Annotated in this window: 13 protein-coding genes; 6 read left to right on the top strand and 7 right to left on the bottom strand. The window is 40.1% G+C overall.

Going from position 1 to position 13,918, the window contains the following annotated elements; genetic code table 11:
* Positions 1-19 precede the first annotated feature (19 nt).
* Positions 20-559, top strand: a complete 540-nt coding sequence (locus tag BMZ55_RS07620; RefSeq protein WP_089819824.1) for an RNA methyltransferase — start codon at positions 20-22, stop codon at positions 557-559.
* Between the two features lie 103 nt (positions 560-662).
* Here the strand turns inward: BMZ55_RS07620 and BMZ55_RS07615 are convergent, their stop codons facing one another.
* From BMZ55_RS07615 to BMZ55_RS07600, 4 genes are read right to left on the bottom strand one after another with little or no spacing between them, the layout of a single operon-like run.
* Complete coding sequence (locus BMZ55_RS07615; protein ID WP_089819823.1) at positions 663-2,072, bottom strand: efflux transporter outer membrane subunit; 1,410 nt, start codon at positions 2,070-2,072, stop codon at positions 663-665.
* Between the two features lie 26 nt (positions 2,073-2,098).
* Positions 2,099-5,248 (bottom strand): efflux RND transporter permease subunit, encoded by a 3,150-nt coding sequence (locus tag BMZ55_RS07610; protein WP_089819822.1) that lies wholly within the window; start codon positions 5,246-5,248, stop codon positions 2,099-2,101.
* Positions 5,249-5,254: 6 nt separating this feature from the next.
* Positions 5,255-6,484, bottom strand: a complete 1,230-nt coding sequence (locus BMZ55_RS07605) for an efflux RND transporter periplasmic adaptor subunit (protein WP_089819821.1) — start codon at positions 6,482-6,484, stop codon at positions 5,255-5,257.
* Positions 6,485-6,542: 58 nt separating this feature from the next.
* Positions 6,543-6,986: a transcriptional regulator gene (locus BMZ55_RS07600; RefSeq protein ID WP_089819820.1), complete on the bottom strand. Its 444-nt coding sequence runs from the start codon at positions 6,984-6,986 to the stop codon at positions 6,543-6,545.
* A gap of 149 nt (positions 6,987-7,135) precedes the next feature.
* Here BMZ55_RS07600 and BMZ55_RS07595 point away from each other — a divergent pair, with 149 nt between their 5' ends.
* On the top strand, positions 7,136-7,459 hold the full coding sequence (locus BMZ55_RS07595; RefSeq protein WP_089819819.1) for a translation initiation factor: 324 nt from the start codon (positions 7,136-7,138) through the stop codon (positions 7,457-7,459).
* Between the two features lie 215 nt (positions 7,460-7,674).
* Positions 7,675-8,529 carry a nucleoside phosphorylase gene (locus tag BMZ55_RS07590; RefSeq protein ID WP_089819927.1) on the top strand — a complete coding sequence of 285 codons (855 nt, stop codon included), beginning with the start codon at positions 7,675-7,677 and terminating at the stop codon, positions 8,527-8,529.
* Positions 8,530-8,547: 18 nt separating this feature from the next.
* On the opposite strand, the gene BMZ55_RS07585 is transcribed toward BMZ55_RS07590, so the two are convergent.
* Positions 8,548-9,117 carry a DNA-3-methyladenine glycosylase I gene (locus tag BMZ55_RS07585; protein ID WP_089819818.1) on the bottom strand — a complete coding sequence of 190 codons (570 nt, stop codon included), beginning with the start codon at positions 9,115-9,117 and terminating at the stop codon, positions 8,548-8,550.
* A 190-nt stretch (positions 9,118-9,307) separates the two neighbouring features.
* Here BMZ55_RS07585 and BMZ55_RS07580 point away from each other — a divergent pair, with 190 nt between their 5' ends.
* Both BMZ55_RS07580 and BMZ55_RS07575 read left to right on the top strand, forming a co-directional pair.
* Positions 9,308-9,574, top strand: coding sequence for a hypothetical protein (locus BMZ55_RS07580; protein WP_089819817.1), 267 nt, complete (start codon positions 9,308-9,310; stop codon positions 9,572-9,574).
* Between the two features lie 105 nt (positions 9,575-9,679).
* Positions 9,680-10,492, top strand: a complete 813-nt coding sequence (locus BMZ55_RS07575) for an enoyl-ACP reductase FabI (protein WP_089819816.1) — start codon at positions 9,680-9,682, stop codon at positions 10,490-10,492.
* A 62-nt stretch (positions 10,493-10,554) separates the two neighbouring features.
* On the opposite strand, the gene BMZ55_RS07570 is transcribed toward BMZ55_RS07575, so the two are convergent.
* Positions 10,555-11,898, bottom strand: coding sequence for a M28 family peptidase (locus BMZ55_RS07570; protein ID WP_089819815.1), 1,344 nt, complete (start codon positions 11,896-11,898; stop codon positions 10,555-10,557).
* Positions 11,895-12,926 carry a threonine aldolase family protein gene (locus BMZ55_RS07565; RefSeq protein WP_089819814.1) on the bottom strand — a complete coding sequence of 344 codons (1,032 nt, stop codon included), beginning with the start codon at positions 12,924-12,926 and terminating at the stop codon, positions 11,895-11,897. Before BMZ55_RS07565 ends, BMZ55_RS07570 begins: the two co-directional genes overlap by 4 nt.
* Positions 12,927-13,192: 266 nt before the next feature.
* Here BMZ55_RS07565 and BMZ55_RS07560 point away from each other — a divergent pair, with 266 nt between their 5' ends.
* The gene (locus BMZ55_RS07560; RefSeq protein WP_089819813.1) at positions 13,193-13,846 is read left to right on the top strand and encodes a metal-dependent transcriptional regulator; all 654 of its coding nucleotides are present in this window, start codon (positions 13,193-13,195) and stop codon (positions 13,844-13,846) included.
* Positions 13,847-13,918 lie beyond the last annotated feature (72 nt).

Raw genomic sequence — 13,918 nt, 5'->3', positions numbered from 1 at the left:
TTTTGCCAAAAATACGAAAATGGGCTCCACCAAGAAACTGAAACTCGAAGAATTAGGACGAATAGATGTTGAAACCTTTAAACAGACGGAAAAAACACCGCTCGTTGTGGTTTTGGACAATGTTCGGAGCATGCATAATGTGGGCGCAATTTTCCGGACAGCCGATGCTTTTTTGATTGAAAAAGTGGTATTGTGCGGCATTACACCGCAACCGCCGCACCGTGAAATTCAAAAAGCGGCGCTGGGAGCTACAGAAAGCGTTTCATGGATTTATGAAAAAAACACCGCTGAAGCACTAAAAAAATTAAAGGAGGAAAACTATCAAATCATCGGAATTGAACAGACATCCAATTCCGAAAATATTGCCGGTTTTACCCCGAAAAATTCCGGGAAATATGCGGTTGTTTTGGGAAATGAAGTGGATGGTTTGACAGACGATGCTTTCCCGTTTTATGACAATTTCCTGGAAATTCCGCAGCTGGGAACTAAACATTCGTTAAATGTTTCGGTGTGTGGCGGAATTGTAATGTGGGAATTTTTTAAGGCCTTAAAGCAGTAATTTTTGCTAAATATCTTTTTGCTAAATCGGAAAAAACAGCCAAATAGCGGCCAAAAAAATCTCTTTCAAAAAATGAAAGAGAATTTTTATTTTTTAGTTAAAATTATCTCCAACCACCACCGAGCGCGCGATACAATTCAATGCCGGCATCAAGTTTTGAATATTCTGCGTTGGAAATGTTAAGTTCTGCATTAAGCTGATTGACGCTCGCGTTGAGAACTTCCAGATAATTCGCCAGACCGTAGTTCACCAGTTCCTGCGAATAACCAACCGATTTTTTATATGCGTCGAGCTCCTGTCTTTTCAAATTAATGAAAGAATCCTGCGCCTGATAAATTTTGAGCGCATCAGAAACTTCTTTTCCAGCTGTCAACACTGATCTTCGAAAGTTCAAATAAGCGATTTCTTTATTCGCCAAGCTGACTTCGTATTGCGTACGGATTTGTCTTTTATTTAAAATCGGCTGCGCTAAACCCACAACCACATTGGCAAAAAGAGAATTTACACTGAACAACTGGTCTAAATCTGCAGCACCAATTCCGCCGCTGCCGGTTAACCTCAAACTCGGGTAAAAGCTAGCTTTTGCGGCATTTGTCAATTCAAAAGCATTCATCAAACGATATTCAGCAGCTTTTACATCCGGGCGGTTGGCCAAAAGATTCGCGGGATAACCCAGTTCCAAACTGGCCGGCATTTGTTGTACAAAAATGGTCGATCTTTCGATGGCGTGACTTGGTTCGCCCATCAACAGACTGATTGTATTTTCTAACAAGGCAATCTGGACATCGATGCTGATCAACATGGATTCTGCATTGAAAACCAGGGCTTCACTTTGCTGAACGGCAACTTCGGTCAGCGTGCCGGCCTCCTTCAGCGCGTTTGTAGTTTCCAGGTTTTTCTTGCGGACCAAAATGGTTTCATTAATGATTTTTTTCTGGTTATCAAAAGTCAAAAGCTGGTAATATGCCGAAGCGATGCTTGCCACCAGATCGCTTTTCACGGTTTGATGTGCTGCTACGGTTCCCAAATAATTCGCCAATTCAGCTTTTTCCTGGGATTTTAATTTTCCCCAAATATCAGCTTCCCAGCTTGCATTCGCAGAAATATCGAACGAATTGTTGTATTTTCTTTGATTTAAAATCTGCCCGGATTGTGTATTCAAAGACTGTGTTTGAAAGGTGTAATTTGGTCCTGCAGAAAGTGTTGGCAAATACGCAGCTTTACTTTGCTTTAAATAAGATTCTGCAGCACTGATATTCTGCAACGCCACACGAACATCCAGATTATTTTCAAGCGCCGTGGCGATATGTTTCTGTAAAATAGTATCCGTGAAAAAATCTTTCCAGGAAATAGTTGCCATCGAAGTAGAATCTTTCGGCAGCAAATCTGTGGGGAACAGGTTTTCATTAACCACATCTTTCGGCGTTACGTACTTTTCACGCGTCATACACGACGAAAGAAAAACCACGCTGAAAACGAGTGAAAATAAATTTATTTTGAGGTATTTGTTCATTTTTTTCTAATTTTTCGTAATCTGAATTATTCTGAAAGATTAATTTCTTTTTTCTTCAATGGTGAAACTTTTTCCTGCAGATACTGGAAAATGACATACAGCACCGGAATGGCAATCAGCCCGAAAAATGTTCCGATAAGCAAGCCGGCGGCAGCACCTGTACCAATCGATCTGTTACCAACGGAACCAATTCCGGTCGCAAAAACCAGTGGCAACATTCCGAAAATAAAGGCAAAAGAAGTCATTAAAATTGGTCTTAGTCGTGCTTTTGCGGCATTAATAGCGGACATCGCAATTGATTCACCGTGATGGCGCCGCTGCAGGGCAAATTCCACAATCAAAATACCGTTTTTCGCCAGCAAACCTATCAACATGATAATGGCAATTTGGAAATAAATGTTGTTTTCAAGCCCAAAAATTCTTTGACCGAAAAATGCGCCCACGACGCCTAACGGTAAAGAAAGAATCACCGAAAACGGGAGCAGATAACTTTCATACTGTGCCGCCAAAATAAAGTAAACGAAAAGGAAACTCAATAAAAAGACGACGTACGTTTGGGAACCCGCTTTCATTTCTTCTTTCGAAAGTCCCGTAAATTCTACATCATAACTCGCCGGCAGATTTTCTGCGGCAACTTCCTGGACGGCTTTAATCGCATCACCGGTGGAAAACCCGGGATTACTGGAGCCGCTGATTCCCACTGAGGTAAAGAGATTATAACGCTCCAAAGATTGCGGCCCGAAAGATTTTTCCAAAGTTACAAACTGGGAAATCGGAGCCATGGCGCCGGAAGCGGTTTTCACAAAAATGGAATTTAAGCTTTCCGGATCGCGACGGTCATTAGGCAAAGCCTGAATCATAACGCGGAACTGCTTTCCGTATTTGGTAAAATCTGAGGAATAAATTCCGCCGATATAACCCTGCATTGTGCTCAAAATACTGTTCAATGTAACACCACTTTCTTTCGCGCGCGGCACATCAATCACCATCTGAAACTGCGGATAATTGGTATTAAACGAAGTGGAAGCGAACTGTATTTCCGGTCTTTGCATTAAAGCACCGATGAAATTTTGAGTTACACTATTTAATTCATTGATGTCACCGCCGGATCTATCGAGCAAAACGGCCGAAAAACCATCGCTGGAACCAAACCCGGGAACACTTGGTGGCGAGAAGAAGATAATTTTAGCATCGGGATATTTACCTGCCAAACCAAATAATTTCTTGGTGATTTCGTCAACGCTTTGTCCTTTTTCGTGGCCGCGTTCATTAAAAGGTTTTAATTTGATGAAAGCCTGACCGACGTTTGAACCTTGACCCGACATGAAACCACGGCTCGCGGTAAAACTTACGTTTTGTACACCGGGAATTTTTCGGGCTTCAGCCTGCAAATCTTTTAGAATATTATAAGTTCTCTCCATAGACGCGCCAGGAGGAAGCTGAACATCGGTAAATAAAATTCCGCGGTCTTCTTTTGGAATAAAACCTGTCGGCATGGTAGAACTTGCCCACCAAAAAGTAAGTGCTCCAGCGGCAAAAATGAGTAAAGTAACCCATTTGTGTCGTAATAAATACGCGAAAGAATTGCCGTATTTTCTCGTAGTCGCACTGAATCCTGCATTAAACTTGCTGAAGAATTTCTGCATGAAATTCATTTCAGAATATGCTTTACTATGGTGCTTTGGCGGTTTCAAAAATAACGAACATAAAACCGGACTTAAAGTCAAAGCATTTACGGCGGAAATTAAAATCGCAATAATAAGCGTGATTCCAAATTGTTGGTAAAAAACACCCGTTGGACCCGTTAAAAATGTTACCGGAATAAATACCGCTGCCATTACCAACGTAATGGAAATAATTGCGCCGGTGATTTCGTCCATCGCTTCCACTGTAGCTTTTTTCGCATCGGTAATACCGTGTTCCATTTTGGCGTGCACGGCTTCCACGACGACAATCGCATCATCGACCACAATACCGATGGCAAGAACCAACGCGAAAAGCGTCAATAAATTGATGGAATAACCGAGTAAATTCAGGAAGAAAAATGTTCCGATAATCGAAACCGGCACCGCAATCGCGGGAATTAAAGTGGAACGGAAATCCTGTAAAAAAAGGAAAACCACCAGGAATACCAAAACAAAAGCTTCCAGCAAAGTGGTAATTACTTTTGCAATTGAAGCTTCGAGGAATTCATTGGTATCGAAATTTATACTGTAACCGATGCCTTTAGGCAAAGTTTTTTCGGTCTCTGCGAGCAGTTTTTTAATTTCGGTAATAATTTCCTGCGCGTTTGATCCCGGTGTTTGGAAGATTCCCATACTGATGGAGCGACGTCCGTTGTTTTCCCCGATTCCACCGTAGCTTTGCGCATCGAGTTTTATTTCGGCGACATCTTTTAAACGCAGATATTCACCATTGCCCATCGCACGGAGAATTATATTTTCGAACTGGTCAACTTCATTATATTTTCCTTTGTAGGTAATGATATACTGAAAAGAACTTCCGCTGTTTTCACCTAATGCACCGGCTGCAGCCTCGCGGGACTGCTCATTGATCGCCGCAGAAACTTCAGAAGGTTCGAGACCGTAAGCTGCCATTTTCGCAGGATCCAGCCAAATTCGCATCGCGTAATTTTTTCCGCCAAAAGCCATTGCATCACCTACACCATTTACCCGTTTTAAAGCCGGAATAATATTGATGTTCATGTAATTCTGCAACCAAACCTCATCTAAATCAGGATTTGAGGTGAAAAATGTCAGATACATCAACGCACTGGTTTGCTGCTTGTTCACCTGCACTCCGGAGCGTGTAACTTCCGAAGGTAAAAGCGGCATTGCGCGCTGCACCTGGTTTTGAACATTCACCGCTGCGATATCGGGATCAATCCCCTGTTTAAAGAAAATCTGAATGGAAGCCGAACCGTTATTTCCGGCTGAAGAAGAAATATAATCCATTCCTTCCACACCGTTTACCTGTTCTTCGATCGGGATAACAACACTGTTCATCACCGTTTGCGCATTGGCTCCGGTATAATTTGCAGAGATTCTTACGGTTGGCGGCGCAATATCCGGATATTGGGTTACTGGCAAGGAAACCAAGCCCAGAATACCTAAAATGACAATGATAATGGAAATTACCGTTGAAAGAACCGGTCTGTTTATAAACTTTTTTATCATCTTATTTTAGAATTGCGGTTTTATAGCATTGATAATGTCATCAAATTTCTTTGGTTGAGGTTTTACCGGAGAACCGGATTTTATCGTTCCTACCCCTTCGGCAACTACCACTTCACCTTTTTTCGCACCTTCCTTAATAATCACCATATTGTTCACACGGTCGATGATGGAAATCACGTTGCTTTTCGCCGTATCCTGATTTACTTTATAAATGTAAACCAAACCTTGCTGCTCATACGTAGCGCTTTCCGGTAATACCAACGCATTATCATACGCAACCGGAATTTTTATGGTTCCGCTGTTTCCGTTGCTCAGCAATTTATTCGGATTCGGGAAAGACACCCGGAACTGAATACTTCCCGTGGACGGATCGATTTGTCCGGTGATTGCTTTGATATAACCTTTTTCAGCGTACACATCGCCATTCGCTAAAATTAGCTCAACTGGCGGCATATTTTTTATTTTTTCCGGAACGGTTGCACCTTCAGCATTTTTCAGGAAATCCAGATATTCTTTTTCGTTCATTGAAAAATAAGCGTATAACTCGCTGGTATCAGAAACTGTAGAAATAGGCATTGGATCGCCGGGACCCACCAAACTTCCGGTTCGGAAATTAATTTTACCCACGGTTCCTGAAATAGGCGCCCGAATGACGGAATAATCTATATTCGCCTGAACACCCTGAAAATTCGCCTGCGCTTGTGCCACACCTGCGCTCGCCTGCTGTCTTGAAGCAATTGCCTGAGAAACCTGCGCCTGTGCTTTCGCTAAATTCGCTTGCGCGGTTTGCAGCTGAACACTGCTGATGATATTTTTTTCCACCAATGGCTTCAGTTTATTTACTTCCACCTGCGCGGCGTTTACAGCAGATTGCGCAGCTTTCACATTAGCGTCGGAAGCGGCAACACTGGAACGCGCGGCGCCAACTCCGGCTCTCGCAGCGTTTGCAGATTGGTTAAGCGAATTGGTTTCAAGACGGAAAAGAGGTTGACCTTTACGCACAAATTGTCCTTCATCAACCAAAACCTGCGTGATGTAACCCTGCATTTTTGCACGAACATCATTATTCACACGGCCTTCAATTTTTGCCGGAAATGTGGAATAACCGACAACATTTCGATTCTCAACTTGAACGGTGGAAACTACTTTTGGACCTTGCGGCGGCTTTTCATCTTGCTTTTTGCAGGACAAAACCGACAAAACTGAAAATGACAGAAGTATAATTTTATTTTTCATGAACTTATTTTTATATTTTTTTGCTTAAGAAGTCTTAAGTAAGTGCGTCTACTTTATTTTAAAGTTGTTTCAATGTTTCTTTAATGTTAGAAATATTCTTTTCAAAAAGATTCCTATAAATGTCGAATTTAGCAAGTGCTACCTCGCATTTAGTATCGCGGATTTGCTTTATGTTATCAATAATTAACAATTCGCGTTGCATCATTTCGATGAGTTCTTCAAAACGGATTTTCATAAAATCTTCGTTCATCACAAAAAAGCGCTTCCGTTCATCTATTTTATTAAAATCTTTGATGATTTTTAAATTAAGGAGCAAATTAAGATTTGACGAAACCGAACTTTTACTCGCGGCTAAAACCTCTACAAATTCATCAAAGGAAACGCCTTTACGCTCGAAATCAAAAACCAGATAAGCATAAATTTTCGCAGCAAGAGGCGGTAAATGGTAGGCATCACCATAAAATTTTACCATTTCGCGAAATAGTTCTTTATCGATTTTCATTATTAAATTTAGAGATTGGGGCAAAAATACAATTTAGTTCAGAACTAAACGAACCAAAAAGAAGTTTTAAGATTTCTTTATGAAAAAGAGCCAAAAATTTCATTATCGTAAAACAGGCTGTGAAAACTAAATTTCCTTAATTTTGTTTAATGGATTTAAGAGATCAACTGAAAAATATTTTTCCAGATCACGAAGAGCAGGATTTCGAGATGCCGCTGGAAAAATTCGTGCAGAAAGAACCATTGGTTTGTAAATTCGAGAAAAAAGGACGGCATGGAAAACCGGTGACTTTGGTGGAAGGTTTTGAAGGTAGCGACGAAGAGCTGAAAAAAATTTCGAAGAAAATAAAAACCACTTTGGGTATCGGCGGTTCGGAAAAAGATGGAACTATAATTATACAGGGTGATAACCGCGATAAAATCATGATAATTTTAAAGGAAATGGGTTATAAAACAAAACGCGTTGGCGGTTAAAGAAATTTGTATTTTCAAAAAAAATGCTCAAATAGCAGCAAATAAATTGAAATAACCTGGAATCTGCAGCCCGACTTGAGTGGAGCTCATTTTTTTTCGAAGGGAAAGCAAAGGCAAAAAAATAGCGGGAACGGAAGGCGGAATTGTCTGCCCAAAAACAATTATAAATAGACTTTCGGCGTCGCCAAATGTCTGCCAAAAAAAAAAAGAAAATTATGCTGAATAAATTAGCCGCATCGGAACTGGTGCTGAATGACGACGGAAGTGTGTATCACCTGAATCTTTTGTCGGAGGATATTGCGGGAAAAATACTGTTGGTGGGCGATCCGGATCGGGTGCCGAAAGTTTCGAAATATTTTGATAAAATCGAAATCAAGAAAAATAAAAGAGAATTTTATACGCATACCGGAACTTTGCGCGGTGAAAGAATCACGGTGATGTCCAGCGGAATTGGTACCGAAAACATCGATATCGTAATGAACGAGCTGGATGCGCTGGTAAATATTGACCTTAAAAACAAGGAATTTAAAAGCGAACACACCGCGCTGGAACTTTTCCGGATGGGAACCTGCGGCAGTGTTAATCCCGACGTGGAAGTTGATAATATGCTGGTGACAGAAAATGTTGTGGGTCTGGACGGACTGCTTCATTTTTACCAGGATTACGAATTCGAAAACGAATTTTCGCGCAATTTCATGGAAAAATTTCCGTACGAAAAAATAAAACCGATGCTGTATTTTTCGGATTGGTCGGAAGAAATCAGCGGTTATTATAAAGACGCAAAATACCACGGAAATACGGCAACTTTTCCGGGTTTTTATGCGCCGCAAGGTCGACAACTGCGCCTAAAAGCTATTGATGACCAGTTTCTGGAAACGCTGAATGATTTAGGTGTAACGAATTTTGAGATGGAAACTTCTGCGATTTACGGACTTTCGAAATTGCTGGGTCATAAAGCGATTACCGTAAACTCTGTAATTGCAAACCGCCGCCGCGGTGAGTTTTCTGCGGATCACGCGGCTTCGGAAAGAAATATGATTGAATGGGTTTTGGACCGCATCATCAAATAAAAATTTACAAAAAAGCGGCTAAATAGCCGCATTTTTTTTGCAGTGGCAATCCACCAAATGATCGTTTACCATTCCGGTTGCCTGCATATGCGCGTAAACCACGGTGGAACCGAGAAATTTAAAACCTCTTTTCTTTAAATCTTTCGCTAAAGCATCAGAAATTTGGGTGGTAGCGGGAACTTCTTTTAAGGTTTTCGGAGAATTAATAATGGGTTTTCCACCGACAAAGCTCCAGATATATTGAGAAAAAGTGCCGAATTCGGCCTGAATTTCCTGGAAATGCTGCGCGTTGTTAATGGTTGCTAAAATCTTCAGCCGGTTGCGGATAATGCCGGCGTTCTGCATCAACTCTTCTACTTTTTCTACCGGGTAAACGGCAATTTTTTTGTAATTATAATTATCGAAAGCTTCGCGGAAGTTTGGACGCTTTTTCAAAATGGTATACCACGACAAACCTGCCTGGAAACTTTCCAGCACCAGAAATTCGAAAATGGTATCATCATCGAAAACCGGTTTTCCCCATTCTTCGTCGTGGTATTTCTGGTACAAATCATCTTTTTCTCTCCACCCGCATCTTATAATTTCCATTGAATTTATTTACCTACGAAAATAATTTAAAAATGGTTATTGTAAAATTAAATATCAAATCTTCAAAAGCTTTAATATTAAATTAGTAAATTTTTAACAAAACATTAGGATAATTAGGAATAGTAATTGCAATTACATGCATATCAAATTAAATTTTCATCATTAATTATTAACATAAAAAATTATCATTATGGACAGACAAGATTATAACAAAGCAGAAAATGCAGTAGATAATGCACAATGGACTGCAAACAGTTATGCGGACAGAGCTAAAGACTACATTCGCGAAGAAAGAAACAGAAACGCAGAACCCACCCGCGATGGCTGGATGGAAAGAGCACAAGAAAATATTTCTGATGCTTGGGAAGATACAAAAGATGCAGTTTCTGACGCTTGGGAACAAACCAAAGACTGGACTGAAGATGCTAAATCTGAAGTAAGAAAATCAACTAACTAATTTTCGGATCATATTAAAGGAAGGGAACCGCTACACGGCGGTTCTCTTTTTTTATGCGTTAAACAATAAAAAATTTTTAAATTTGTGCTAAATAAAATTAAGAGTATGTCATACGGATTATTAAAAGGAAAGAAAGGAATTATTTTCGGAGCCTTAAACGACCAATCCATAGCCTGGAAAGTTGCAGAAAGATGTCATGAAGAAGGTGCAGAGTTCATTTTATCTAACGCGCCAATCGCGATGCGAATGGGCGAAATTGATGAATTGGCAAAAAAAACCGGTTCTGATGTTATTGCTGCTGACGCAACTTCTGTGGAAGATTTAGACAAACTCTTTGCGCACGCAGAAGAAAAATACGGCAAAATCGATTTTATTTTACATTCCATCGGGATGTCTGTAAATATCAGAAAAGGAAAATCTTATACCGATCTTAACTACGATTTCCTGGAAAAAGGTTGGGACGTTTCTTCAGTTTCCTTCCACAAAGTGATGAAAGCGGCGTGGGACCGAAATATTATGAACGAATGGGGCTCAATTGTAGCTTTAACTTACATCGCAGCACAACGTGTTTTCCCAAATTATGGCGATATGGCCGACAATAAATCTTACCTTGAAAGTATTGCCAGAAGTTTCGGCTACTATTGGGGCGATCGGAAAGTTCGTGTGAATACCATTTCCCAATCTCCCGTTATGACTAAAGCTGGCGCCGGCGTAAAAGGGATCAGCGGATTTTTTAATTTCGCTAATGATATGTCGCCACTTGGAAATGCCGGCGCACTTGACTGTGCAAATTACTGCGTAAGTCTTTTCTCAGATTTAACCAGAAAGGTAACCATGCAGAATCTTTTCCACGACGGAGGTTTTAGCAAAACCGGAGTTTCGCAAAAAATCGTAGATAAGTTTGAAGATTTAGAATAAGAAAACTTCTATAAAAATAAAAATCCGTTTCGCAGTTCTGCAAAACGGATTTTTTTGTGCTTTTAGCGGGATATTTTTGGAATGACCGGTAAACTTTCATTTCCTGAACTGGATACACTTTGAACCGCAAAAATGAAATTATCTTTCGAAAGCGGAACCGTAAAAGTGGTTTCGGTGGTGAAAATTTTATCAGTCCAAACCGGGCTGGAAGTTTCGCGGTATAAAATATTATAACCTTTCGCCGTGCCAGCTGCCGGCTTTTCCCACATGAGTTTGGTAGAGTTGGAAAGCTCTTTTACATCCATCAAAACATTTACCGGCGGCGGAGTAGATTTTGCTAAATTCGCCATCACCGCGACATTTACGGCGGTGTTTGTTTTCAAATAATCAAAGTCCATAAACTCGATTAAATCTCCGTATTTAATTCCGTCTTCTGTCCGTAGATCCTGGTGCTGATGATCGTAATTCTCGTAATAATCTGTCAAACGAACTCCGGTGAAACCGTGGTTTACAAATGGCGTGTGGTCACCGCCGCGAAGAAATCGGTCGTTTCGGTAAATCAGTTTAATGTCGATATTTTTCACGTATTTTTCACCAATTTCCTTTACATATCTGGCGAGCTGTCTCGCATTTCCATCATTTTCCAAACCTAAATTCCGGGTTCTGGCGGCATTTTTTTCAGTTTCAAAAGCCGATAAACCTTCGCTGAAAACGCGAAGTTTTGGTGTACCTTCATTTTTTTTCGCATCGAAACTGTTGTTGCCAATCATGTCGTTATTTAAAACCGCCTGAATATTCCAGTTTTCAGCTTTTGCTTTGTCGGCTAACATTTGCGCGCCTAGCAGTCCCTGTTCTTCCCCACTCACCGCGACAAAAAGTATGGAACTCGGGAATTTTGATTTGCTTAAAACACGTGCACTTTCAATTACCGCAGCCACGCCACTTCCGTCGTCATTGGCGCCGGGCGCGGGGCTCGTAGAATTCAGTACATCGGAAACGCGGGAATCCAAATGCCCGGAAATAATGATAATTCTGTTATCCGAAGGATCGGTTCCTTTTAAAAATACTACTGCATTTCCTAAATTAATAGCTTTGTTAACGCGCTTTCCATCTGGCTGCAAATCTTGATTTTGCAAAAAAACCTCCATTCTGCCGCCAGAATTTTTCGCGTAGTTTTTAAACTTGGATAAAACCCAGTTTCTCGCCGCACCAATTCCCTGGTTTTTATCGGTGGTAGAACTCAGTGTGTGTCGTGTACCGAAACTCACGAGTTTTTCAATATTAGCGCGTAACGAGTCTTTACTTACCGCATCGACGTACGCAGAAATTTCCGGGTCTTTTGGCATTTTTTGCGCATTTAGCACGGTGATTGCCAAAAGGCTTATAAAAAATAGGGTCTTTTTCATTGCAATTTTTTTATTTCATTAATAAATTTTTCCACGATTTCATCCGGCGTGGACCACGAAGTGATGATGCGAACTGCGGAATTTTCATCATCGATTTTTTTCCAGACGTAAAAGTCGAAATTTTGGGATAACTTTTCGATTTGTGTATTTGGTAAAATCGGGAAAATCTGATTGGTAAAAGTTTCCGAAAAGAAATTATATCCGAAATCTTTAAAAGCTTCCTTAATTTTCATTGCCTGCTGATTTGCGTGTTTTGCCAGATCGAAATACAAATCCTCGCGGAGGAGCTCCTGAAATTGTATGCCTAACAACCTTCCTTTAGCAAGCAAAGCGCCTTTTTGCTTTAAATGAAAACCGAATTCTTCCTGCAGATTTTCATTATTAATGATAATTGCTTCACCGATCAAAGCGCCGTTTTTAGTTCCACCTAAATAAAAAGCGTCGGTATATTTTCCGAAATCTTCGAGTTTTAAATCATTGGTTTCCGCAGTTAAAGCATGACCTAAACGCGCACCATCTACAAATAAATACAGATTATTTTCCTGGCAATACCGGTATAAATTTACCAATTCCTGTTTGGAATAAATGGTTCCCAATTCTGTGGAATTTGAAATATAAACTAGTTTTTGCTTGAGTTGATGCGGTTTATTTTGGTGAACATCAATAATTTTTTGGATGTCCTCGGGAGAAATTTTTCCGTTCGAAGTTTCAACCGAGTGCACTTTATGCCCGGTCGCTTCAATAGCGCCACTTTCATTGGTGAAAATATGGCCAGTAGAAGCGGAAACCACGCTTTCGTGCGGGCGTAAAAACGCTGAAATCGCAATTAAATTGGCCTGAGTTCCACCTGAAACAAAATCTACCGTCGCATTGGGATTACCGATTTTTTGCTTAATAATTTCTTTTGCTTCGCTGGAAAAATCGTCCAAACCATAACCGTTTTGCTGATTCAGATTGGTTTTGATCAAAGCTTCCAGAATTTGCGGATGCGCACCTTCGGCATAATCGTTTTTAAATGAATACTTCATTAACCAAATTTACACAAATGGGTCTAAAAAACTAAAAGATCGGGTTAAATCACGCGTATTTTTTTTAATTAAAATCTCACCTTTGATAAGCTATTACAGCTAACCAACCTTTAACCTTTTCATATCATTCTTTTTATAAGCGCTGTTTTATTTGAAGGAAGATTTTTTATTTCATTTTATGTATTTGAAGAGAAAGCGCGCAAAATTTTTGCGCGCTTTCGTTCATTTTAAAAAATGTTAGTTTTGTACAAAACATTGTCTAACATATGATTTCACTTACCGAAGAAAATTACCTTAAAGCTATTTTTCACCTACTGAAAGACGATAATTCAGTCACCGTAAACGAATTAAGCAAGTTTTTGAATGTGAAAATGCCGAGCGTGAATAACATGATGAAAAAATTTGCGCAGAAAGGTTGGGTAATTTATGAAACGTATAAGCCGCTCATCATCACTGCACTTGGAAAAAAAGAAGCCGCTTTAATCGTCAGAAAACACCGGTTGACCGAAATGTTTCTGGTGGAAAAAATGAATTTCGGCTGGGAAAACGTGCACGAAATCGCGGAACAGCTGGAACACGTGCATTCGGAAATGTTTTTTGATAAAATGGACGAGCTGCTGCAGTTCCCGAAATTTGATCCGCACGGCGAACCAATACCAAACAAAGATGGAAATATAATCTCTTTAGACCTGAAAAAACTGAGCGAATCCAAAAAGGGCGACACCGTAACTTTCAGCGCAGTAACTGTTTCTGATGATGATTTCTTAAATTATCTGAACAGCAAAGAACTCGAACTCGGAAAAATTCTCACGGTTTTAGACATCGAAAAATACGACGAATCGATGACGATTGCAAAAGACGATGAAAGCAAAATCGTGTTGAGTAAAATGGTGTGCGACAAAATTTTGGTCAAGGTTTGAGCCTTTTTTTCAATTTTGACCATCGCTTTAAATCCCGTAACTTTGTAACATTCAAAATTTATCAATAAAAAT

This window comes from Kaistella treverensis (genome assembly GCF_900114045.1).
GTDB lineage: Bacteria > Bacteroidota > Bacteroidia > Flavobacteriales > Weeksellaceae > Kaistella > Kaistella treverensis.
The sequence above is the reverse complement of the archived record's forward strand: the minus strand, read 5'-3'. Positions and strand labels throughout refer to the sequence as shown.

Bases quoted from the DNA above. Each gene is read 5' to 3' on its own strand.
- BMZ55_RS07570 (WP_089819815.1), bottom strand. From the start codon at position 11,898: ATGAAAAAGACCCTATTTTTTATAAGCCTTTTGGCAATCACCGTGCTA.
- BMZ55_RS07605 (WP_089819821.1), bottom strand. From the start codon at position 6,484: ATGAAAAATAAAATTATACTTCTGTCATTTTCAGTTTTGTCGGTTTTG.
- BMZ55_RS07615 (WP_089819823.1), bottom strand. From the start codon at position 2,072: ATGAACAAATACCTCAAAATAAATTTATTTTCACTCGTTTTCAGCGTG.
- BMZ55_RS07610 (WP_089819822.1), bottom strand. From the start codon at position 5,248: ATGATAAAAAAGTTTATAAACAGACCGGTTCTTTCAACGGTAATTTCC.
- BMZ55_RS07575 (WP_089819816.1), top strand. From the start codon at position 9,680: ATGTCATACGGATTATTAAAAGGAAAGAAAGGAATTATTTTCGGAGCC.
- BMZ55_RS07590 (WP_089819927.1), top strand. From the start codon at position 7,675: ATGCTGAATAAATTAGCCGCATCGGAACTGGTGCTGAATGACGACGGA.
- BMZ55_RS07585 (WP_089819818.1), bottom strand. From the start codon at position 9,117: ATGGAAATTATAAGATGCGGGTGGAGAGAAAAAGATGATTTGTACCAG.
- BMZ55_RS07600 (WP_089819820.1), bottom strand. From the start codon at position 6,986: ATGAAAATCGATAAAGAACTATTTCGCGAAATGGTAAAATTTTATGGT.
- BMZ55_RS07560 (WP_089819813.1), top strand. From the start codon at position 13,193: ATGATTTCACTTACCGAAGAAAATTACCTTAAAGCTATTTTTCACCTA.
- BMZ55_RS07565 (WP_089819814.1), bottom strand. From the start codon at position 12,926: ATGAAGTATTCATTTAAAAACGATTATGCCGAAGGTGCGCATCCGCAA.
- BMZ55_RS07595 (WP_089819819.1), top strand. From the start codon at position 7,136: ATGGATTTAAGAGATCAACTGAAAAATATTTTTCCAGATCACGAAGAG.
- BMZ55_RS07580 (WP_089819817.1), top strand. From the start codon at position 9,308: ATGGACAGACAAGATTATAACAAAGCAGAAAATGCAGTAGATAATGCA.
- BMZ55_RS07620 (WP_089819824.1), top strand. From the start codon at position 20: ATGGGCTCCACCAAGAAACTGAAACTCGAAGAATTAGGACGAATAGAT.